The organism is Bradyrhizobium sp. Leo114 (assembly GCF_055229415.2).
Genome location: NZ_JBUYEN020000031.1, coordinates 1 through 21,260 on the forward strand (window position 1 = coordinate 1; position 21,260 = coordinate 21,260).

Annotated in this window: 17 protein-coding genes and 1 pseudogene; 8 read left to right on the forward strand and 10 right to left on the reverse strand. The window is 63.4% G+C overall.

Features of this window, described 5'->3' with window-relative positions:
• Positions 1–589: 589 nt before the first annotated feature.
• The 3 genes and pseudogenes from ACZIRK_RS30485 to ACZIRK_RS30495 all read right to left on the reverse strand — a co-directional run.
• Positions 590–730: pseudogene (locus tag ACZIRK_RS30485) on the reverse strand (LysR family transcriptional regulator); the annotation flags it as partial.
• Between the two features lie 17 nt (positions 731–747).
• Complete coding sequence (locus tag ACZIRK_RS30490) at positions 748–1,653, reverse strand: tetratricopeptide repeat protein (protein WP_349645066.1); 906 nt, start codon at positions 1,651–1,653, stop codon at positions 748–750.
• A 70-nt stretch (positions 1,654–1,723) separates the two neighbouring features.
• The gene (locus tag ACZIRK_RS30495) at positions 1,724–2,383 is read right to left on the reverse strand and encodes a FecR family protein (RefSeq protein WP_474418727.1); all 660 of its coding nucleotides are present in this window, start codon (positions 2,381–2,383) and stop codon (positions 1,724–1,726) included.
• Positions 2,384–2,833: 450 nt separating this feature from the next.
• On the opposite strand from ACZIRK_RS30495, the gene ACZIRK_RS30500 reads away from it, so the two are divergent.
• Positions 2,834–5,920, forward strand: coding sequence for a VCBS domain-containing protein (locus tag ACZIRK_RS30500; RefSeq protein ID WP_474418728.1), 3,087 nt, complete (start codon positions 2,834–2,836; stop codon positions 5,918–5,920).
• 96 nt (positions 5,921–6,016) lie between these two features.
• Here the strand turns inward: ACZIRK_RS30500 and ACZIRK_RS30505 are convergent, their stop codons facing one another.
• From ACZIRK_RS30505 to ACZIRK_RS30515, 3 genes are all read right to left on the reverse strand, one after another.
• Positions 6,017–6,703: a glutathione S-transferase family protein gene (locus tag ACZIRK_RS30505; RefSeq protein ID WP_474418729.1), complete on the reverse strand. Its 687-nt coding sequence runs from the start codon at positions 6,701–6,703 to the stop codon at positions 6,017–6,019.
• A gap of 135 nt (positions 6,704–6,838) precedes the next feature.
• Positions 6,839–7,165, reverse strand: coding sequence for a hypothetical protein (locus tag ACZIRK_RS30510; RefSeq protein ID WP_474418730.1), 327 nt, complete (start codon positions 7,163–7,165; stop codon positions 6,839–6,841).
• A gap of 277 nt (positions 7,166–7,442) precedes the next feature.
• Entirely contained in the window at positions 7,443–8,576 is a 1,134-nt protein-coding gene (locus ACZIRK_RS30515) for a site-specific DNA-methyltransferase (protein ID WP_028166887.1), read from the reverse strand.
• 389 nt (positions 8,577–8,965) lie between these two features.
• On the opposite strand from ACZIRK_RS30515, the gene ypfJ reads away from it, so the two are divergent.
• Entirely contained in the window at positions 8,966–9,898 is a 933-nt protein-coding gene (ypfJ, locus tag ACZIRK_RS30520) for a KPN_02809 family neutral zinc metallopeptidase (RefSeq protein WP_456646650.1), read from the forward strand.
• Positions 9,899–9,917: 19 nt separating this feature from the next.
• A complete protein-coding gene (gene moaB / locus ACZIRK_RS30525) occupies positions 9,918–10,481 on the forward strand; it encodes a molybdenum cofactor biosynthesis protein B (RefSeq protein ID WP_130225608.1) in 564 nt (187 codons plus the stop codon).
• A gap of 152 nt (positions 10,482–10,633) precedes the next feature.
• Here moaB and ACZIRK_RS30530 read toward each other — a convergent pair whose 3' ends face one another.
• From ACZIRK_RS30530 to ACZIRK_RS30540, 3 genes are all read right to left on the reverse strand, one after another.
• On the reverse strand, positions 10,634–10,780 hold the full coding sequence (locus ACZIRK_RS30530) for an RSP_7527 family protein (protein ID WP_165435188.1): 147 nt from the start codon (positions 10,778–10,780) through the stop codon (positions 10,634–10,636).
• A gap of 2 nt (positions 10,781–10,782) precedes the next feature.
• Positions 10,783–11,706: a bifunctional helix-turn-helix transcriptional regulator/GNAT family N-acetyltransferase gene (locus ACZIRK_RS30535; protein ID WP_130225607.1), complete on the reverse strand. Its 924-nt coding sequence runs from the start codon at positions 11,704–11,706 to the stop codon at positions 10,783–10,785.
• A gap of 203 nt (positions 11,707–11,909) precedes the next feature.
• Positions 11,910–12,491 (reverse strand): glycosyltransferase, encoded by a 582-nt coding sequence (locus ACZIRK_RS30540; RefSeq protein ID WP_130225606.1) that lies wholly within the window; start codon positions 12,489–12,491, stop codon positions 11,910–11,912.
• Between the two features lie 162 nt (positions 12,492–12,653).
• Between ACZIRK_RS30540 and ACZIRK_RS30545 the strand changes: the two genes are divergently transcribed.
• The 3 genes from ACZIRK_RS30545 (at position 12,654) to ACZIRK_RS30555 (ending at position 16,358) form a co-directional block, all read left to right on the forward strand.
• Entirely contained in the window at positions 12,654–13,817 is a 1,164-nt protein-coding gene (locus tag ACZIRK_RS30545; protein WP_130225605.1) for a PA0069 family radical SAM protein, read from the forward strand.
• Between the two features lie 204 nt (positions 13,818–14,021).
• The gene (locus ACZIRK_RS30550; RefSeq protein ID WP_035691520.1) at positions 14,022–14,765 is read left to right on the forward strand and encodes a ribonuclease HII; all 744 of its coding nucleotides are present in this window, start codon (positions 14,022–14,024) and stop codon (positions 14,763–14,765) included.
• An 87-nt stretch (positions 14,766–14,852) separates the two neighbouring features.
• Entirely contained in the window at positions 14,853–16,358 is a 1,506-nt protein-coding gene (locus ACZIRK_RS30555; protein ID WP_130225604.1) for a glycosyltransferase family 39 protein, read from the forward strand.
• 173 nt (positions 16,359–16,531) lie between these two features.
• Here ACZIRK_RS30555 and ACZIRK_RS30560 read toward each other — a convergent pair whose 3' ends face one another.
• The gene (locus ACZIRK_RS30560; protein ID WP_130225603.1) at positions 16,532–17,365 is read right to left on the reverse strand and encodes a uracil-DNA glycosylase; all 834 of its coding nucleotides are present in this window, start codon (positions 17,363–17,365) and stop codon (positions 16,532–16,534) included.
• Positions 17,366–17,508: 143 nt separating this feature from the next.
• Between ACZIRK_RS30560 and ACZIRK_RS30565 the strand changes: the two genes are divergently transcribed.
• The gene (locus ACZIRK_RS30565) at positions 17,509–19,167 is read left to right on the forward strand and encodes an electron transfer flavoprotein-ubiquinone oxidoreductase (protein ID WP_474418731.1); all 1,659 of its coding nucleotides are present in this window, start codon (positions 17,509–17,511) and stop codon (positions 19,165–19,167) included.
• Between the two features lie 308 nt (positions 19,168–19,475).
• Positions 19,476–21,260 carry a tetratricopeptide repeat protein gene (locus ACZIRK_RS30570; RefSeq protein WP_130225601.1) on the forward strand — a complete coding sequence of 595 codons (1,785 nt, stop codon included), beginning with the start codon at positions 19,476–19,478 and terminating at the stop codon, positions 21,258–21,260.

The window sequence follows — 21,260 nt, forward strand, 5'->3', positions numbered from 1 at the left end:
GGCGACGATCGCCAAATCGCCCCAGCCCCACCTCCATCGACATACGACCGCTCTCCACAAGACCGCCTCCCGCCAGGGAATCAGTCTTCGCCGATCTTCGCAACAAAGATGTGTGCATTAGATAGCCCGGTGACCGGGCTTTTTTGCCACCGTCACCCGCGGCAGCTCTTGCTGCTCGCGAGCTTAGCGCCAGCGTCGGGGCGCCAGGACCACACGACTTCGCCGTCCGCGTTACCTGCGCTCGTCAGTCGCACGCATCGCGTCCACCGCGTCTCACCGCAACGTTCGTGACGATCGCGAGCCGCCCCTCATTCGGGTGAGACGCGCGGAGTTAAATCACTGATTTGCCCGACGGCGGAAGCGGAATGTTTTTCGCGCGAGGGGTGGACGAGGCAAATCACGTTGATTGGATTAAGGAAAATCGCGCCGACTGCATCTGTCATTCCGGGGCGCGCGAAGCGCGAGCCCGGAATCCATTTCGCCGCTTGCGTCTGTGGCCCGATGGATTCCGGGTTCGCGCCAAGGGGCGCGCCCCGGAATGACGGAGGGTCGTGACCTCGCTGCGTTCCCTGACGCAGACCTACATTTTCAGCGCCTCGATATAGCCGGGCACGACAAGAGCGATGCGCCGCTCAATGCCCTTGGAGCGCAGCCAGCCATCGATCAGGTCCTCGTTCTGGCCGCGGATCACGACGGCGACATGTCTCGCCGCCAGGAACGCTTCGCGCTTCTAACCGTCGCTGGTGCCTACCGCACACCATAGCGCGTGAAGTCGCTGCCGATCTTGACCTGGATCGTCTTTGCCGATGCGATATCGGCGTTGCTGCCCGCTTTGTCGCCGGTCTTCAGCCTGGCCAGCCCGCGCCCATAGAGTGCGCTCGCCAGCTTCGGATCGAGTTGCAGCGCGGAGCTGTAATCATCGATAGCCGCGTCGAATTTGCCCATTTTGAGGTAGATCAGCCCGCGTGAGTCATATGTCGCGGCGTTGTTCGACGCTAATTGAAGCGCCTTGTTGCAGTCCTCCAGTGCCGCCTCCAGTGCGCCGAGGATGGCCTGCGTCCAACAGCGTCCGCTCCACACGGCTTCCAAATCGGGTTCGAGACGAATTGCCTCGTCATAGTCCCGCGCCGCGCGATCGTATTCGTGCTTTTTCAGGTAGGCTCTGGCACGGTTGGCGAAAGCGCTGCCGTAGCTGGGATTGAGCTGGATCGCGCCATCGAGAGCTTTGATGGCGAGATCGTATTCGCCTTTCTTCAAATAAGCCGCGCCGCGATTGTTGAAGGCCTTGACGTAGGTTGGATTGAGCTGGATCGATTGATCGAAATCCTGGATGGCGCGGTCGTAGTCTCCCTTTGCCGCATAAGCGTTGCCACGATTGTTGTAGGCGATTGCCAAGGCAGCTGTCTTGCCGTGACCGGAAGCGATGAGCGCCGTGCAGCCATTGACACGGGCTTCAAGCGAGGCGTGATCCGTGCCGTTGCACAACGCAATGTCGGTCAGATAGTTGCTCTTCTTCGCATCCTCCTGCGCCGCCGCGGGTGAGCCGAGCAGCAGCAGGATGAGCATGCATGCGACGCCGTCAACGATGCCTCCCCTCGTGCTGGCGTCCATATCAGACTTCCTGATTTTGGAAATTGAGGAATCCGCGGTCATCAGTTTTCCGCGGAAAGGCGTCACGTCTTGCTGGGGCCCTGCGCCGAGACTGACTTCGGAATAAATCGGTCTAGCACCCTCGGCAGATATTCAGATTGGACTTGCGATTGGCTTTCTGTTCGGACTGCTGCGCTGCAGATGGGCCGGACTTTTTCGTAAGCTTGTTCTTGCCCTCTTCGATAAGGGTTGAAAACTTGACTGTCCCGTCATCCGAAATTTCGACATGTGGAGTCGTGCCCCGAATACCCATCGTTGCGACGGGGGTATCGACCTTCATGTCGCCGGACTTCGCGATATTGCCGGCGACAAACGTAAGTGTTCCGTTGGTCAGATTGAACAAGGTCGAGTTGGATTTCCCATTCGGGTCGTACACGAATTCGTCCAACGCCATGCGGGCGTTGCTCGATAGTTTGAACGAACTGCCGTCGGCAAAGTTGATACCGACCCGGCCATCGGCTCCGGTCCGGACCACATCGCCGAGGTAAACGATATCACCCACCTTCGTCTGGACGATCTGGCCGGCGACATTTGCCTGAATGACCATCGCACCCGCATGCTCGATCGTTACCGAGCCGGTCGTGGTTACAACTGTTCCGATGGGTTTTGCTGATGCGAGATCCTGAACAGCGGGCGCGGGAGGATTGGTCTGCGCATCGGCTGCATCAAACAAAAGGCTGGCGAGTGCCAGAACCAAACCCGCCACCGACGCGATAATCGTGTGCGTGCACATGATCCCCTTCCTGAGAAGATCTTTCTTGCCGCGTGACAGCTCACTGACCCAATGGATCAGTCAGGTCGCCGTAATTATGCAGTACGCGCAACGTCAGGGCGGCCATGAGCGGCCACCTCGTTTGATTTTTGTCACATTAATCCCGGAGCCGGTTCAATGCTACCAAAACGTTGCATCTCGAGGGGGCCGCAATTGCAGCAATCCAGAGAGGGAAGCGACCCGCTCCAGGAAAAGGTGATTTAATTCCTGTGCGGGCGATTTAATTCGTGCATTGAATGCGTCGGATGTTACGGATAGGTTTGATTAAATTTGGATCAGGAAGTTGCGGCGGGCTAGCCTAGGGTTGCCGACGCGAGGATTGTTTTGACTTGATGGCGTAGGCAAAGCCAGAGCAAGAAAAGTGCGGCACCACGCTGGGCCTGAAAGTACTCAGCAGGCGAGGTCGAAGCCATGTTCGTTGCGTCTTGCGTCGAGTCCGGGGGCGACTGCAACGCCATTGTCGCCCAGCCTCCCCAGATCATAGGCCATGTTCAGATCGCGATCGGTCGCTGCACCCTCAGCCGTGCGGCCGGCATTGCCGTTCAACTCACGGCTGGCGATCCCGTCTATCAGGGGGACGTGATCGAGACGGCGGACGACGCGCAGGTCGGACTTCGCTTTGTCGACGGCACTGTGTTCAACCTCTCTCCCGGCACCCGTCTGGTGTTGAACGAATTGATCTGTGATGCCGACGGCATCTCGCATTCGGCCCTGTTTGGTGTGACCAGAGGCACTTTCGCTTTCGTTGCCGGACGGGTGGCAACGACCGGTTGCCTCACGGTTGATACGCCTGTTGGAAGCATTCGGGGCCGCGCTCATGGCGGCGGGATCGGCACGTTGACGCTCGCGGCGCTGGCCTTCGCCGTCATGAACGAAGTAGTCCATGCCGCAGAGCCGGACGTCACATATCTCGATGACGACAGCATCGCATACAAGGATCTCGAGCATGGCGTATTCGAACTCGTGACCAAAGAGCCGATCCCGCGACACATCATTGTCGAGGATCCCGGAGAGACGACCATCCTGAGCAGGAGAGGGTCCTCGGTCAGCGTCAACCAGACCGCGAATAGTGCGACTCGCATGGAGGAGTTGCACGCCGCCCAGCAGGACGTGCTGGCCAATTTCGCGAAGGAACAGGTGGCGCCCGGGTCGAGCACGCCTCCCTCGACGATCAATGTGCTGCCGGTGCAGCCGATCAATTTTATTCAGACCGACATTCTCCAGATCCATAATTCGCTCCCGCCGCTGCCATCGTCGACGGTAGTTCCTGATCTGTTTGTCCTGCGTTCGCCGCCGGTGTTCACCCTCGCGGCGGGACCGACGGAAATCGATACATCGGTGTTTGACCACTTTGCCGCAACGAGCGGAGCTTTCGTTGCCAGCAGCTCCAACAGCGGCGCCGCACTGACCTTCGGCATCAGTGGCGGAATCGCCGGCAGCACGGTGCTGGGAGGGGTGACATACGATGTATCCAGCGCCGGTCCCTATGGCAGGCTCTACCTCAACAGCGCGACGGGCGCCTACACCTTCGTTCCGGACAGCGGCGCGATCAATGCGCTGACTGCGCCGACGACCGAAAGCTTCATTATCACGGTGTCGGACGGCACACTCTCGTCCAATCAGGTCTTCACGATCGCCATCGATGGCGTCAACGACGCGGCCATCATTTCGGGCTCCACGACCGGCGCGGTGATCGAGACGGGCAGCGCTGGGTCCGGTGTGCCTGCCGCAACCGGCACGCTTACCGACGTTGACGTCGACAATCCGCCGAATACCTTCACGGTGGTCAGCTCGAAGGCGAGCGCCGGCGGCTACGGCACCTTCACGGTGACGGCGGCCGGCGTGTGGACCTACACGGTCAACGAGGCCAACCACGCGGTGCAGGCGCTCAATGTTGGCGACCATCTGACCGACACCTTCATCGTGACCACCGTGGATGGCACCCCTCAGGTGGTGACGATCACCATCAACGGCACCAATGACGCGGCCATCATCTCCGGCGCGGCGACCGGCTCGGTGATCGAGGCGAGCGGTGCCGTGCCCGGCAAGTTGACCGCGACCGGCACGCTCACCGATAGCGACGTCGACAATGCGCCCAACACCTTCACGGCGGTCACTTCGCCGACAGCAAGTCATGGCGGCTACGGCACTTTCACGATGACCGCGGCCGGTGTCTGGACCTATACGCTCAACGACGCCAACCGCGCGGTGCAGGCGCTCAATGTCGGCGACCACCTGACCGACACCTTCACGGTGACCACCGCGGACGGCACCGCGCAAGTGGTGACGATCACCATCAATGGCACCAACGACGCGGCCGTCATTTCCGGCGCCACCACCGGCTGCGTGATCGAGGCCGGGGGCGTCGCCAATGCCAAGCCGGGCCTGCCGACCGCGACCGGCGCGCTCGCCGCCACCGACGTCGACAATCCGCCCGATCTTTTCACGGCGGTCAGCTCGCCGACGGCAAGTCATGGCGGCTACGGCACCTTCACGATGACGGCGGCCGGCGTGTGGACCTACACGCTCGACAACGCCAACGGCGCGGTGCAGGCGCTCAACGTCTGCGACCACCTGACCGACAGCTTCACGGTGACCAGCATCGACGGCACCGCACAAGTGGTGACGATTACCATCCACGGCACCAACGACGCGGCCGTGGTTTCGGGCACGACGACCGGGACGGTGACCGAAGCTGGCTGCGATACGCCCGGCACGCCAACCGCGACCGGCGCGCTTACCGATACCGACGTTGATAATCCGGCGAATACCTTCACCGCGGTGTGCTCGCCGATGAAGAGCGATGGCGGCTATGGCACCTTCACGATGACGGCGGCCGGCGTGTGGACCTACACCCTCGACAATAGCAACTGCACGGTGCAGGCGCTCGACGCCTGCGACCACCTGACCGACACCTTCACGGTGAAGACCATAGATGGCACCGCGCAGGTGGTGACGATCACCATCAAAGGCGCCAACGACGCAGACCTCAGGGATTTCGATCATTTGGCCACGGGGAAGATCGAGGCTGCACCGAGTTCCACCGTTGCATTGAATGACAAAACCGACAAGGAGCTACCGACGAACGGCGGCTCTTCTAATGCCGCCGCGACTCATGGCGATGCAATCGATGGCGGCTCAACCGGCGGGCCCTCGGGAGTCGCGAAAGCATCGGAGGCGAATGGGCCAACGGCCGCGAGCCTGAATGCGAATGGGGGTGCCTTCGCCAAGCATGGCGGCCCCCTTGCAGATTCGTTCCACTTCAAGGAGACGAGCTACGATCCTGGAGCTTCGAATGGCTTCGACCTCGGAAATGTGGGCCACGGCCCGGCATCGAGCAGTCATCCCGAAGACGCTGCAGCAATCCACGGACCGGAGGCAGCACAAGCAATCGAGGCGTTGCTGCATGGACAACACACGGCCGATCATTATGGCCCGGCTTCCGAGCTTGTCGGGAGCGCCGCGGTCACCCACGGGATGCACGATCTGATGATCTGACGGAATTAGGTGGGCACGGCGCGCCGTTTCCTTGCTCCCGCACGCCTGTCTAGCCGACCTCGCGCGCCGGCTTACGCCGGCGCGCCGGAAGGGCGGTTAAGCCACCTTGGTTTTGAGGTGGCCGAACATGAAGTTCTTCGCTTCCTCGTCCAGCTCGGCCTTGAAGGTGAACTTGTCCTTCAATGCGATCGCGCGTGCGGCGGCCGGCCGCGCGGAGATCTCGTCGACCAGGCGCTTGACGTTCGGGTACTTGGCGTAAGTTTCCTCGCCGAGCACGAACGACCCCAGCCGGGCCCAGCCCCAGAGCGCCATGTCGACGATGGTGTAGGTGTCGCCGACCATGTAGCGGCTCTTGGCGAGGTGGTCGTCAAGAATCTTGTAGTGGCGGTTCGCCTCGTACTGGTAGCGGTTATGTGCGTATTCCAGCTCCTTTGGCGCCACCGTCTTGAAATGCACCGCCTGACCCGAATAGGGGCCGAGGCCGGTGGCGATGAACATCAGCCAGGACAGCATCCCGGCGCGGCTCGCCGGCGTGTTGGTGGGCAGGAATTTTCCGGTCTTCTCGGCAAGGTAGAGCAGGATCGCGTTGGAATCGAACACGAACACGCCGTCGTCGTCGATCGCCGGCACCTTGGCGTTCGGGTTGACCTTCAAAAATTCCGGCTTGAACTGCTCGCCCTTGCGGGTGTCGACCGGTATTGCCTCGAAGGCGAGGCCGGACTCTTCCAGGAACAGTGCGACCTTGTTCGGGTTCGGTGCTCCGTTGAAGTAGAATTTGAGCATCTCAAAGGCTCCGTTTGTTTTGTTGCCGACCAAATCGGGACGCGAGCCGCATGGGCCGCGGGCCGCACTCATGCGCCACATCAGGCGGAGCGCGCAAGCGATGAATTTGTGAAAGCGCCTCGGGCGGCTTGGCGATCAGCCGAAGTACATAAAGCCAACCGCGCTGGCGACGATCAGCGCGATCCCTGCCGTGTCCAACAGCGCCGCGAAGCGCGTCGCGGTTTGCAGGTCGGTGGCGTGAGCAGCGCGCTCGGCGCTGCGCCCATAGCCGTGCGTAATGATGTCCTCGGTGAACTGGCCATGCGCCTCCAATGCGCTCGTCAGTCCGACGGAGACGAGAAGGACGCCGAAGATGCCGAGGCCGAAAAAGCCGAGCAGGCCAAAAAGCAATATCGGGAACATGCCGACGAAGAATATCGGCAACAGCGGCACAAGCAGCAACGTCTCGGATTGTCTGCGCATCGGGCAATCCAATCGAAACAGCGACCAGTTGTTGGATGCTAGGCCCTTTGTTCGCGCCGAATCAAGGCAAGAGCGTTCAACACAGCGTCATCGTGGCTTGCTGTGCAGCTTAGCTTGTTGGCCCGGAAGCAAAGAAGTGAACAGGACTTCTTTCGTCATTCCGGGATGCGCCGTCAGGTGCAGGGCCGGAATCCATTGTGCCTCAGGCGCAGGTGGTGAAATGGATTCCGGGTTCTCGCTTCGCGAGCCCCGGAATGACGGAGGATATTGAGGAGGCTCAGCCCACCGCCATCCCGGAGCGGATTTCGGCGCGCAGCTCGTCGATCAGCCTGAGGCCGTTCTTGGTCTCGACGTGCCAGAAGGTCCAGCCGTTGCAGGCACCCGAGCCTTGGGCGACCGCGCCGATGCGGTGGATCGAGCCGACCTTGTCCCCTAGCATGATGGCGCCGTCGGCGCGCACGAGGGCACCGACCCGCTTCTTGGCGTCGACGAGTTTCGCGCCCGGCATGATCATGCCGCGCTCGATCAGTTCGGAGAAGGCGACGCGCGGCGCCTCGCGCGCAGTCATGAACGGCGCGAGCGTTTCCTGCGGCAGCGGCTCGATGGCGGCGATGCGCGCTTCGGCGGCGGCGGCATAGGCTGCGTCGCGCTCAATGCCGAGATAGCGGCGGCCGAGACGTTTTGCCACGGCGCCGGTGGTGCCGGTGCCGTTGAAGGGATCGAGCACGAGGTCGCCGGGCTTCGAGGAGGAGAGCAGCACGCGCGCGAGAAGCTGTTCGGGCTTCTGCGTCGGATGCACCTTCTTGCCGTCCTTGCCCTTGAGGCGCTCTTCGCCGGTGCAGAGCGGGATCAGCCAGTCGGAACGCGCCTGCACGTCCTCGTTCGCTGCCTTCAGCACTTCGTAATTGAAGGTATAGCCCTTGGCCTTCTCGTCACGCGCGGCCCAGATCATGGTCTCGTGCGCATTGGTGAAGCGGCGGCCGCGGAAATTCGGCATCGGGTTCGACTTGCGCCAGACGATATCGTTCAGGAGCCAGAAGCCGAGGTCCTGCATGATGGCGCCGACGCGGAAGATATTGTGATAGGAGCCGATCACCCAGATCGTCGCCGACGGCTTCATGACGCGGCGGGCGGCGAGCAGCCAGGCGCGCGTGAAGTCGTCATAGGCGGCAAAGGAGGAGAACTTGTCCCAGTCGTCATTGACGGCATCGACATGGGATTCATCGGGGCGTTTGAGGTCGCCCTTGAGCTGCAGATTGTAGGGTGGGTCTGCGAACACGACGTCGACAGAACCGGCTGCAAGCTTCGACATCTCGGCGACGCAATCGCCTATGACGATTCGACTCGGAGACGTGGATTCAAATTTAGTGCGGGGCGCCCTTGCAGACGCCCCGCGACGCGACTCAACCATGACTCATAACTCTGACTCAGGCGACGCTGTCGGCGACGCGGGACTAAACAACCGACTGGCGACACCATGATCCGCCAAAGTAAAAATCGACTTAATCGAAAATGCCACGCGACAAGTTCTGCGCATTTCGATCGTGCGTTTTCGGATTTGAAATCGAGTGCTGCCTCGCAGCATGCGTTATGCGAATTGCGCCAGCGACGGCGGAATCGGACATCGAGTTCGTTGCAGGCAAGCTCCTGCGATTCGTGACGACGTTGGCCGCATCAGCCATGCGCGGATGGCGCGCCGTCGCACTAGGCAATAATTGCCGGGCAGGCTATTGATTAACGGAACGGAAATTTTACGTCTGTTCCGCGTTTACACAGGTTAGGGCTTAAGGGAAAACCGCCATGCGTTACGATGATTTCCGTCGCAGCGACGATATCGAGGATCGTCGCGACCAGGGTGGCGGCGGAGGCGGAGGCGGCGGCTTCGGCATCCCCATGGGCGGCGGCGGGCTCGGCATCGGCACCATCATCGTGCTCGGCCTGCTCGGCTACGCCTTCGGCATCGACCCGCGCATCCTGATCGGCGGCGCCGAAATCCTGACCGGCGGCGGACAGGCGCCGACCTACCAGACCGATCGCCGGACCGCGTCCGGCAAGACCGGCGCGCCGACCGACGAAATGGGGAGCATGATCTCCGGCATCCTGGGCGAGATCGACGATCGCTGGACCGAGATCTTCCAGGCCAATGGCCAGACCTTCACCGGTCCGAAGATCGTCTTGTTCCGCAACGCCACCAATGGCGGCCGCTGCGGCATGGCGCAGTCGGCGATGGGGCCGTTCTACTGCCCGCCGGATAAGACCATCTATCTCGACACCGCCTTCTTCCGCGAGGTCGAGACGCGGTTCCGTGGCTGCTCGGGCAGCGCCTGCCAGTTCACCGCGGCCTATATCATCGCCCATGAGGCGGGCCATCACGTGCAGAACCTGCTCGGCATCATCCCGCGCGTGACGCGGCTGCAACAGGCGGCCGACAGCAAGGCCGAGGCCAATGCGCTGCAGGTGAAGGTCGAGTTGCAGGCCGACTGCCTCTCCGGCGTCTGGGTCAACCGCGAGGAGAAGAAGCGGCCGGGCTTCCTCGAAGCCGGCGACATCGACGCGGCGCTCAAGACGGCAACCGCGATCGGCGACGATACGCTGCAGCGCCAGGCGACGGGCAGGGTGGTGCCGGACTCCTTCACCCATGGCTCGGCGCAGCAGCGGCGGCAATGGTTCATGACCGGCTACCAGCAAGGCACGGTGTCGGCCTGCAACACCTTTGGCCAAGGGGCGCTGTGAGATTTGGATAGCGATTGTCATGGCCTCCACAGATGAAACAAAGCCGTTCATTCCGCTCAACATCGCGGTGCTGACGATTTCCGACTCAAGGACGCTCGCCGACGACAAGTCCGGAACGACTCTGGCCGATCGCATCACGGCCGCCGGCCACAAGCTTGCGGCGCGCGAGATCGTCACCGACGACGTCGAGGCGATCCGCACGGTCGTGGCGCGCTGGATCGCTGACGCCGGCGTCGATGCGATCATCACCACTGGCGGCACCGGCTTCACCGGCCGGGATGTGACGCCGGAAGCGATCGAGCCGCTGTTCGAGAAACGGATGGACGGTTTCTCGATCGCCTTCCACATGCTGAGCCACGCCAAGATCGGCGTCTCGACGATCCAGAGCCGCGCCACCGCAGGCGTTGCGGGCGCGACCTACATCTTCTGCCTGCCCGGCTCGCCCGGCGCCTGCCGCGACGGCTGGGACGGGATTCTGGCGGCGCAGCTCGACTACCGCACGCGCCCCTGCAATTTCGTCGAGATCATGCCGCGGCTGGATGAGCATTTGCGCCGGCCGAAGGCGCAAGGCGCAACTGTTTAGGTTCACCACGGCCGTCATTCCGGGGCGCGACGAAGTCGCGAGCTATGATGTGCAATTGCACATCAGAGAATCCATTGGGCCGGTTGCGCAGGCGGCAAAATGGATTCCGGGTTCGCGCTGACGCGCGCCCCGGAATGACGCTGGTGGCAACATCAACGCTTGTGAATGACCTTCATCAGCCAATCCCACGACGCGCGCATCATATCGCGATAAGCCTCGGCACGAAGCGCGTGCGCTCGCTTGATATAGAAGGCAAGCAGCTCCGGCGTGATGCGCCGCGCGGGATCGCGGCGCGTCAACTTCACAGCGCCCGCTCCCAGGTTTCGCCGACGAGGTCCTGCCCAAAGCTGCGGTGCGGCTCGCTTTTCACCAGCGCGAAGCCCGCGTCCTGATAGATTTTTCGCGCGGCGATCAGGATGCTCTGGGTCCAGAGCGTGATCTTGCGGTAGCCGCAGGCCCTGGCGAAGCTGATGCATTCGCCAACCAGCCGCTTGCCGAGCCCCTGGCCGCGCCCGGCCGGGTCGATCAAGAGCAGCCTGAGCTTGGCGACGTCGTCGGAATGCCTGACCAGGAACACCGAGCCGACCGGCGCACCTTCGAGATCGGCGATCCAGCAGCGTTCGCGCGAGGCGTCGAACGAGGTCAGGAATTTTGCGACGATCTCGGCGACCAGCGCCTCGAAGGATGAATCGAAGCCGTATTCGCTGGCGTAGAGCGCGCCATGGCTCTGCGCCACCCAGCCCATATCGCCCGGCCGCGGATCGCGCAGCACCGCGCGCGACGGCTGGGTCTCGCCAAGCAGCCGCTCGATCGTGCCCATTGCTCCGGTCAGGCGGACGCGATCGTCCGGCTGAAGCCGTGTCAGCATCGCCGCCACCTCGTCATGCGAGGTGCGGTTGATCCTGGTAAAGGTCTGCCGCCCCTTTGCGGTGAGGCCGAGCTGGTATTGCCGGCGGTCGGAAGCGAGCGGGCGTCGGGTCAAAAGCCCGTCCTCGTCGAATTTCTGCAGGATGCGGCTGAGATAGCCGGGATCGAGCCCGAGCTCGGTCCCGATCTCCTTTGCCGATGTCTCCTCGCGATGGGCCAGCTCATAAAGCACCCGCGCCTCGCTGAGCGAGAACGGGCTTTTCAATAAATGCTGGTCGAGGACGCCGAGCTTGCGGGTGTAGAAGCGATTGAACGCCCGCACCGCGGCGATTTGGGTTTCGGAATCCGGCTCTGACATAGGGGCACCTCAATAGTTGCCATTGTCAAATAATTATTTGACTTTGGCAAGTATCAGGCGCTGTCATTCCGGGGCGCGCGAAGCGCGAGCTATGATGTGCAATTGCACATCAGAGATTCCATTTGCCCACTTGGCTTGCGGCCCGATGGATTCCGGGCCTGCGCCTTTGGCGCATCCCGGAATGACGAGGGAAGCGTAAGGAACTACGCCACGATGATCCGGCTGCGCAGCATGGTGCGGGAGGAGCGGCCGAGCTGCCGCAATAGTCGCGCCTCGGAGCGGGGGGCATCCGGGCGGTAGCCGCCGAGCTGCTCATAGTGATCGCGCGCGATCAGGAGGCCCTGTTCGGCAGTCGGGCCGGTCAGCATGCGGGCGACGAACTTGAAGCTGTCGCGCAGGCGTGCGTCGGCGTAGGGCGAGCGGGCGTAGCGGAAGATGCCGGCGCGCGGCCGGCCGCTCATCGCGACGCCCTGGATGAACTGGGCGGTCTCCTCGATCCAGCCGCTGTCGAGTACGGCGCCGGCATGCAGGAACATCAGCCAGGGCGAGCGCGCCTGACGGGCGCCGGCCGCCAGCGCTGCGGCGCGACTGCCGTCGAAGGCCATGAAGCGGCAGCCGGCGACATCGGCGACGCGCTCGATCACGTCGGTCTTGGCGCCGTCCTTGGCGCGATCGACCAGCAGTACCTCTTTCACGACCCCGGCCGCGGCGCCCGGAACCAGCGCCGCAAGAGTCGCGACCGCGGTCCGCTCGTCGCCTTCAGTCGGAATAATCACGCTCAGCATCAACAGCGGCTTCGTTGGCTCAAAACAGGTGGAAAGCTCAAAATTGTTATCACCTTGTCACAATCAAAACAGCCGTAAGGGTGCAGTTTTTTGCGGCAGCGCCTCTGTGGAATTTCGCGAATGTGTTCTTGATTTGTTCTTACGACGTGCTAGCTTCAGAGCATGAGCCGAGCATCCTCTCATGCCCTCAAGCACCCGCCGGTGACGGCGCCCTCCACACCGGCGGGTGCGCCCTCCGCGTTTCCCGAACTCGCGGTCGCGATCGAGCGCGAACGGCGGCGCGGCCGCGGCGCGCAATCCAATGCCAGCGGCCGTTACGAGGCCGAGGCGCGCGTTACGTTCGACGACGGCTGGCAGAGCCTGGAAGACCTGCCGCCGTTCAAGACCACTGTCTCGCTCGACACCTCGCGCAAGGTGATCGCGCGCAACGACTCGCCCGATATCGGCTTCGACCGCTCGATCAATCCGTACCGCGGTTGCGAGCATGGCTGCGTCTACTGCTTCGCGCGGCCAACCCATGCCTATCTCGGCCTGTCGCCAGGACTGGATTTCGAATCGAAGCTTTTGGCAAAACCTGATGCGCCGGCGCTGCTCGAGAAGGAGCTCGCCGCGCCGGGCTATGAGCCGCGCATGATCGCGATCGGTACCAACACCGATCCGTACCAGCCGATCGAGCGCGAACACAAGATCATGCGCGGCATCCTCGAAACCCTGGAGCGCGCCGGCCATCCGGTCGGCATCGTCACCAAATCGGCGCTGGTCGTGCGCGACATCGACATCCTGCAGCGGATGGCGAAGCGCAACCTGGTCAAGGTCGCGCTGTCGGTGACGACGCTCGATGCCAAATTGGCGCGCACCATGGAGCCGCGCGCCTCGACGCCGCCGAAGCGGCTAGAGGCGATCAAGCGACTTTCGGATGCCGGCATCCCCACCACCGTAATGGTGGCGCCCGTGATCCCCGCGCTGAACGATTCGGAGATCGAGCGCATCCTCGATGCGGCGGCGCATGCCGGCGCCAAGGAAGCAAGTTACGTGCTGCTGCGGCTGCCGCTGGAAGTGCGCGACCTGTTCCGGGAATGGCTGCTCGCGAACTACCCGGATCGCTACCGTCACGTCTTCACCCTGATCCGCGATATGCGCGGCGGGCGCGACTACGACTCGCAGTGGGGGACGCGGATGAAGGGCACCGGGCCGATGGCCTGGATGATCGGCCGCAGGTTCGAGATCGCCTGCGAGAAGCTCGGCCTGAACAAGCGCCGCTCGAAGCTGACGACCGACCATTTCGTCAAGCCGAAGCAGAGCGGCGAGCAGTTGAGCTTGTTTTAGGACCGTCATTGCGTCCCTCTCCGTCATTGCGAGGAGCGTAGCGACGAAGCAATCCATATCTCCGCAAGCGGAGAGGTGGATTGCTTCGCTGCGCTCGCAATGACGGAGGAAAGATCGGAATGTCTGCCTCAAAAAGCTGAATAATGGGGACGAGCGCCGGGTTCCCGGTTGCGCGGCGGCGGCTGCTTCAGCACAGTCGCGCCCATGAGTCGGGACAAGTCTGAGAAGAAAAAGCCGGTCAAACCGGCAAAAGGCGTGATCGCGGTGACGCCACCGAGCTTTCGGCGCGAGCGCGCGCTGATCAAGCGCGGGGTGTGGCCGATTGCCGGCTGCGACGAGGCCGGACGTGGCCCGCTGGCAGGTCCCGTGGTGGCCGCGGCCGTGGTGCTCGACCCGAAGCGGATCCCGAAAGGCATCGACGATTCGAAGCGGCTGACGGCAGAACGGCGCGAAGAGCTGTTTGAGCAGATCTGCGCGACGTCGGCGTTTGCGGTGGCTTTCGCTTCGCCGGCGCGAATCGATCGCGACAATATCCTGCGCGCCTCGCTCTGGGCGTTGGCGCGCGCCGTGCAGGCGCTGCCGGAGGCACCCAAGCATGTCTTCGTCGACGGCCGCGACAAGGTCGCCGTGACTTGCGACTGTGAGGCCGTGATCGGCGGTGACGGCATCGTGATGTCGATCGCAGCCGCTTCCATCATCGCCAAGGTGACGCGGGATCGGCTGATGTGCGCGCTGGCGCTGGATTGTCCCGGCTATGGCTTCGAACAGCACAAGGGCTATGCGGTGCCGGAACATCTGGAGGCGTTGGATCGCCTCGGCCCGAGCGCGCATCACCGCAGCTTCTTCGCGCCCGTGATCGCCGCGCGGCAGAAGCATTTTCCGGAAACGATCGAGCCCGATCTCTTCACGGTGGACCCGACCATCGAGGCCGAGGCGACGGCTGCCTAGCCCCGTTGCCTCCATCGCGTCGGCCCTTTATCAATCTCGGGATCGATTGAGGCCGCACACAGGGCTGGTTCCGGGCATTTTGGGCGCATGCGTTTCACCTCCCTGGTCGTCGAACTGATCCGCGCCCGGCCGCGGCTCGTGGTCTGGATCGTGGTGCTGGCGCAGGCCGCGCTGTGGCTGCTGGTGCCGCTGTTGATCTATCGCAGCCCGCCCGGCGATGTCGCGACCGTGCTCGCCTTCGGCCGCGAATACCAGGTCGGCACCGATCTCGGCCCGCCGCTCGCCTTCTGGCTCGCCGACATCGCGTTCCGCGCCGCCGGCAATCACGTCTTCGGCATCTATCTGTTGGCGCAGATCTGCGCGATCGCGACCTTCGTGAGCCTCTATCACCTTGGCCGCGCCATCATTGGCGGACAGCAGGCGGTGCTCGCGGTGCTGCTCACGATGACGGTCACCGCCTTCTCTTCGCCCGGCCTCGAGTTCGGCCCGCTGGTGCTGGCGCGCCCGCTCTGGGCGCTGTTGCTGCTGCATTCCTGGCAATTGTTCGGCCAGAACCGGCGCAGCGCCTGGTTCGCGTGGTCGATCGATTGCGGCCTGTTGTTGCTGACGACACCGGTGGCGATCGGGATGATCCTGCTGGTCCTGGCCTTTGCGCTGGCGACTGCACGCGGACGCCGCACGCTGGCCTCGCTTGATCCGCTGTTTGCGCTGCTCGTGGTGATCGTGCTGGCGCTGCCTTACTTGATCTGGCTGATGCGCTCGGATGTTGTGACGCTGCCGCCGCTGCCTGATGTCGCGGATTTGCGCGCGCGGGTGACGCGCTCTGGCGTGCTGCTCGGCGGCTTGGTGGTGTCGATGGCCGGCATCGCGCTGCTCCTCGCCCTCAATTCTGCCTGGTTCGCCCGCAAGCCGGAGGAGGCGCCGATCATCGGCCGGCCGCCGCTCGATCCTCTGGGACGGCAGTTCGTCTATTTCTTCGCCTTCGCGCCGGCGCTGATTGGCAGCCTGCTCGCCGGCCTGTTCCATCTCGACCACGTGGTCGGCGGCGCCGGCGTCGCGCTGCTGCTGTCGGGATTGGCCGTGATCGTCAATGCCGGCGATCTCATCCATCTCTACCGCCAGCGGTTGTTGCGCTCGGCCTGGGCGGCGGCGATTGCCGCGCCGGCCTTGGCCGTCGTCGCTGCGACGCTGTTCGTGCCCTGGACCGGCACAGCCGAAGTGAGGACTTCCATGCCGGCGGCCTCGATCGGGCATTTCTTCGCCGACAGTTTTGAGCGGCGCACCAACCAGCGGTTGCGCGCGGTGGCCGGCGATCCCGAGTTGGCGCGTCTGATCGCGATGGACCCACGGCGCCCGCATCTGTTGCTCGACGGAAGGCCGCGGACGCCCTGGCTCTCGCCGGCGAAGCTTAATGAGACGGGCGGACTGATCGTCTGGCGCGCGTCCGATACGTCGGGCGCGCCGCCGCCCGAGATCGCGCAACGCTTCCCGGACCTGGTGCCGGAAGTGCCGCGATCGTTCGAATGGCTGGTCAACGGCCGGCAGCCGCTGCTCAGGATCGGCTGGGCCATCGTGCGGCCGAAGGGGCCGTAGGCCTGTTTCTCGCCGTCAGCCCCTCATGGTGAGGAGCGCGTCTTCGCGCGTCTCGAACCATGAGGCCCCAGTCTCGCCCGTGGCCATCCTTCGAGACGCCTGCTGCGCAGGCTTCTCAGGATGAGGGGAAAGCGTGGGGTGGGCAAAGCGCAGCGTGCCTATCCTACGGTCTCTCAGGATGAGGACGAACTCTGCTGCCCCAGCGCCTTCGCGATGGCGCGGAGGTCTTGCCATGACATCCGCTTGTAGGAGGGCGAGCGCAACAGATAGGCGGGGTGGAAGGTGGCGATGGCGCGGATCGTCCGGGTACCGGTGTCGTAGTCGAACCATTTGCCGCGGGTGCGCATGATGCCCTCGCGCGTGCCGATCAGCGCCTGTGTCGAGGGATTGCCGAGCGTGACCAGCACGTCGGGATTCACCAATTCGATCTGGCGCTGGATGAAGGGCAGGCACACCTGCGTCTCCTGCGGCGTCGGCGTGCGGTTGCCCGGCGGCCGCCACGGGATCACGTTGGCGATATAGGCCTTGCTGCGGTCGAGCCCGATCGCCGCGATCATCCGGTCCAGGAGCTTGCCGGAGCGCCCGACAAAGGGCAGGCCTTCGATGTCCTCGTCACGCCCAGGCGCTTCGCCCACGAACATCACCCGCGCCGCCGGATTGCCGTCGGCGAACACAAGCTTGGTCGCGGTATGCTTCAGCGCGCAGCCGTCGAAATTCGCCAGTAGCGTCCGCAGCGCGTCCAGCGTCGGCGCGGTCCGTGCCGCCTCGCGTGCAGACGCAACCGCCGCATCCGGCGCGATGGTGATTTCGCTGCGCGGAACTGTCGGAGCCGCAGGCGGCATCTCGCGCTGAGGACGCGGCGACGCCCCCTCGCGCGGCGGTGCGGCGGGAACAGGCTCGGCCTCCGCAAGCCGGTTGATCGGCTCGTCAACAAGCGCGCAATCGACCCCGGCCTCCAGGTAAAAGGCCAGCAATTGCTTTAAGGTAGGGGCAGGCTCGGGCGTCATGGTGGGATACAAGTCCTCCGCCCGCAATTTAGGATGCATCGCGCCGTCGCGAAATGCATTTCAATGGTTGTCCTCGCGACAAAAATCGGAAACAACGCAGCCTAACGAATTAGAAGCGTTCTCAACCGGGCTGAGAAGAGACCATGAGCACCGAAGAATTACCGCCCCGCGAATCCATGGAATTCGACGTCGTGATCGTCGGCGCCGGACCGTCGGGCCTCTCGGCTGCGATCCGGCTGAAACAGCTCAATCCCGATCTCAGCATCGTCGTGGTGGAGAAGGGTTCCGAGGTCGGCGCGCATATCCTCTCCGGCGCGGTGATCGATCCGGCGGCGCTCGACAAATTGATTCCGGACTGGCGCGAGGATGCCGACTGTCCGCTGAAGACCCAGGTGAAGGACGACCGCTTCTACTGGATGACGGCCGCCGGCGCGATCCGGCTGCCGAACTTCATGATGCCGCCCCTGATGAACAATCATCACTGCTACATCGGCTCGCTCGGCAATGTCTGCCGCTGGCTGGCGCCGAAGGCGGAAGCGCTGGGCGTCGAAATCTATCCGGGCTTTGCTGCCGCCGAAGTGCTCTATGACGACATTGGCAATGTGCGCGGCATCGCCACCGGCGACATGGGCATCGCCAAGGACGGCTCGCACAAGGACTCCTACACTCGCGGCATGGAGCTCGTCGGCAAATACACGCTGTTCGCGGAAGGCGCGCGCGGCAGCCTGTCGAAGCAGCTCATCGCGAAGTATCAGCTCGATGCCAAGAGCGAGCCGCCGAAATTCGGCATCGGCTTGAAAGAGGTGTGGCAGATCGATCCCGCCAAGCACCAGAAGGGCCTGATTCAGCATTCCTTCGGCTGGCCGCTCAACAATTCCACCGGCGGCGGCTCGTTCCTCTATCACTACGACGACAACCGCGTTGCGGTCGGCTTCGTCGTGCATCTCAACTACGACGATCCGTATCTGTCGCCGTTCGACGAATTCCAGCGCTTCAAAACGCATCCCTCGATCCGCGCCGTGCTCGAAGGCGGCAAGCGGCTCGGTTATGGCGCGCGAGCCATCACCGAAGGCGGCTACCAGTCGGTGCCGCGGCTGACCTTCCCGGGCGGCGCGCTGATCGGCTGCGCGGCCGGCTTCGTCAACGTGCCGCGCATCAAGGGCGTCCACAACGCAATGGGCAGCGGCATGCTCGCCGCCGAGCATGTGGTGGCGGCGATCGGCGCCGGCCGCGCCAATGACGAGCTCGTGGAGTATGAAAACGCCTGGCGCGAGTCCGCCATCGGCAAGGACCTCCATCGTGTCAGGAACGTCAAGCCGCTGTGGTCGAAGTTCGGCACCATCCTCGGCGTGGCACTCGGCGGCTTCGACATGTGGTGCAACACGCTGGGCTTCTCGCTGTTCGGAACCCAGTCGCACGCCAAGCCCGACCGCAAGACGCTGGACCCGGCGAAACAGCACGCGCCGATCGCCTATCCGAAACCGGACGGCAAGATCTCGTTCGACAAATTGTCCTCGGTGTTCCTCTCCAACACCAACCATGAGGAGGACCAGCCGGTCCATCTCAAGGTCCCCGACATGAACCTGCAGAAGATGTCGGAGCACGACGTCTATGCCGGCCCGTCCAACCGCTATTGCCCGGCCGGCGTTTATGAATGGGTCGAGGAAGCCTCAGGGCCGCGTTTCCAGATCAACGCGCAAAACTGCGTTCACTGCAAAACTTGCGACGTGAAGGACCCGAACGGTAACATCACCTGGGTTCCGCCCGAGGGCGGCGGCGGGCCGAACTATGAGGCGATGTGACCTTGGTGGTGCAAGCAGCGATATAAAGCCGGGGGTGACCACAATTGCGTGAGTGGATGCTCCGATAATCGGGCCGCACCGGCCACGATACCGCCACACTGGAAGCGTTTTCCGGTATTGTTGGCTAAATCGGCGGCTTCGAAGGCCAATCTGCCAATCGATTCGCCACCCGTGTCCTTGCGGTTGAAGGCCAAAAACGGCATTGTCGCTGGCCGGGATGCCGCCGCTTGGGTTTGCATTCGACACTGATCCCGAGAGATCGCCGCCGTTAATCCCGCCGTAAATCCCTTGGAGCAAGGCGAACCGTGATGCTTTCTACACGCTTTAACCGCTGGACGATTGCTGCTCTCAGCCTGGCCATGCTCGCCGCACCTGGCGCGCTCTATGCGCAGACGCCGGATCATCCTGCCGACAACGCGGCGCAGTTTCCGACCAAGAACGACCTGAAATCGCTGACCACGGCCGGCAGCTATCTCGCCGCCCGCCACGCCAGCGTCGAGCGCGATGCGGCCTCCGCTGCGGCATTTTACCGCTCGGCACTCCGCACCGATCCGAAGAACAACGAACTGCTCGACCGCGCCTTCATCTCCTCGCTGGCCGAAGGCGACATCGACGAGGCCGTCAAGCTTGCCGACCGCATCCTCGCGCAGGACAAGTCGAACCGCGTCGCGCGGCTCGTCGTCGGTGTGCGCGACCTGAAGCTGAAGAAGTACGCGGCCGCGCAGGTCAACGTCAACCAGTCGATCCGCGGACCGATCACCGACCTGGTCGCGACGCTGCTGGCAGCCTGGGCGAGCTATGGCGCGGGCGATGCCAAGGTGGCGGTCGCCAACATCGACAAGCTCACCGGTCCGGAATGGTATCCGCTGTTCAAGGATCTCCACGCCGGCATGATCCTGGAGCTTTCCGGCAAGGAGAAGGACGCGGGCACCCGCTTCGAGCGCGCCTACAAGCTCGATGATTCCATGTTGCGGATCGTGGACGAATATGCGCGCTGGTCGTCGCGGAACAAGGATGCGGCTGCCGCTACGTCCCTCTATGAGGCCTTCGACAAGAAGTTGCCGCGCCATCCGCTGGTGCAGGAGGGCATCCGCGAGGCCAAGGCCGGCAAGAAGCTATCGCCGCTGGTCGATTCGGCGCAGTCCGGTGCGGCCGAAGCGCTCTATGGCATCGGCGCGACGCTGACGCGCCGCGGCGGCGAGGATCTGGCGCTGGTCTATCTGCAGCTTGCGCTGTACCTGCAGCCCAATCATCCGCTGGCGCTGCTTTCGCTCGCTGACCTCTATGAGAGCGTCAAGAAACCGCAGATGGCGATCAAGATCTATGAGCGGATGCCGGCCTCATCGCCGCTGAAGCGCAACGCGCAGATCCAGCTTGCGACCGATCTCGACGCCGCCGACCGCAGCGACGAGGCTATCAAGATCCTGAAGGAGCTCACCGCCGAATCGCCGAAGGACATCGAGGCCATCATGGCGCTCGGCAATATCGAGCGTGGCCGCAAGAAGTTCGCCGATTGCGCCGGCACCTACACGCAGGCGATCGATGCCATGCCGACGGCTGGCGACAAGAACGCCTGGGTTACCTACTACTACCGCGGCATCTGCGAGGAGCGCTCCAAGCAGTGGACCAAGGCCGAAGCTGACATGCGCAAGGCGCTGGAGATGCAGCCCGAGCAGCCGCACGTGCTGAATTATCTCGGCTATTCCTGGATCGATCAGGGCATCAATCTCGACGAAGGCATGAAGATGATCAAGCGTGCCGTCGAGCAGCGCCCCGACGACGGCTACATCGTGGATTCGCTCGGCTGGGCCTATTACCGCATCGGCAATTACGATGAGGCAGTGAAGCAGCTCGAGCGCGCCATCGACCTCAAGCCGGAAGATCCGACCATCAACGACCATCTCGGCGATGCCTATTGGCGGGTCGGCCGCACGCTCGAAGCCAAGTTCCAGTGGGCGCATGCGCGCGACCTCAAGCCGGAGGCCGACGAACTGCCGAAGATCGAAGCCAAGATCGAGAACGGCCTGCCGGAGGACGCCTCTAACAACGCCGCCGCCGTCGAGAAGAAGAAAGAAGACGGCAAGGGCGGCTGA

Excerpts from the sequence above, each read along its gene's own strand:
- ACZIRK_RS30535 (WP_130225607.1), bottom strand. The coding sequence starts at position 11,706 with ATGTCAGAGCCGGATTCCGAAACCCAAATCGCCGCGGTGCGGGCGTTC.
- ACZIRK_RS30570 (WP_130225601.1), top strand. The coding sequence starts at position 19,476 with ATGCTTTCTACACGCTTTAACCGCTGGACGATTGCTGCTCTCAGCCTG.
- ACZIRK_RS30490 (WP_349645066.1), bottom strand. The coding sequence starts at position 1,653 with ATGACCGCGGATTCCTCAATTTCCAAAATCAGGAAGTCTGATATGGAC.
- ACZIRK_RS30515 (WP_028166887.1), bottom strand. The coding sequence starts at position 8,576 with ATGGTTGAGTCGCGTCGCGGGGCGTCTGCAAGGGCGCCCCGCACTAAA.
- ACZIRK_RS30510 (WP_474418730.1), bottom strand. The coding sequence starts at position 7,165 with ATGCGCAGACAATCCGAGACGTTGCTGCTTGTGCCGCTGTTGCCGATA.
- ACZIRK_RS30495 (WP_474418727.1), bottom strand. The coding sequence starts at position 2,383 with ATGTGCACGCACACGATTATCGCGTCGGTGGCGGGTTTGGTTCTGGCA.
- ACZIRK_RS30555 (WP_130225604.1), top strand. The coding sequence starts at position 14,853 with ATGCGTTTCACCTCCCTGGTCGTCGAACTGATCCGCGCCCGGCCGCGG.
- ACZIRK_RS30550 (WP_035691520.1), top strand. The coding sequence starts at position 14,022 with ATGAGTCGGGACAAGTCTGAGAAGAAAAAGCCGGTCAAACCGGCAAAA.
- ACZIRK_RS30560 (WP_130225603.1), bottom strand. The coding sequence starts at position 17,365 with ATGACGCCCGAGCCTGCCCCTACCTTAAAGCAATTGCTGGCCTTTTAC.
- moaB (WP_130225608.1), top strand. The coding sequence starts at position 9,918 with ATGGCCTCCACAGATGAAACAAAGCCGTTCATTCCGCTCAACATCGCG.
- ypfJ (WP_456646650.1), top strand. The coding sequence starts at position 8,966 with ATGCGTTACGATGATTTCCGTCGCAGCGACGATATCGAGGATCGTCGC.
- ACZIRK_RS30565 (WP_474418731.1), top strand. The coding sequence starts at position 17,509 with ATGAGCACCGAAGAATTACCGCCCCGCGAATCCATGGAATTCGACGTC.
- ACZIRK_RS30540 (WP_130225606.1), bottom strand. The coding sequence starts at position 12,491 with ATGCTGAGCGTGATTATTCCGACTGAAGGCGACGAGCGGACCGCGGTC.
- ACZIRK_RS30545 (WP_130225605.1), top strand. The coding sequence starts at position 12,654 with ATGAGCCGAGCATCCTCTCATGCCCTCAAGCACCCGCCGGTGACGGCG.
- ACZIRK_RS30500 (WP_474418728.1), top strand. The coding sequence starts at position 2,834 with ATGTTCGTTGCGTCTTGCGTCGAGTCCGGGGGCGACTGCAACGCCATT.
- ACZIRK_RS30505 (WP_474418729.1), bottom strand. The coding sequence starts at position 6,703 with ATGCTCAAATTCTACTTCAACGGAGCACCGAACCCGAACAAGGTCGCA.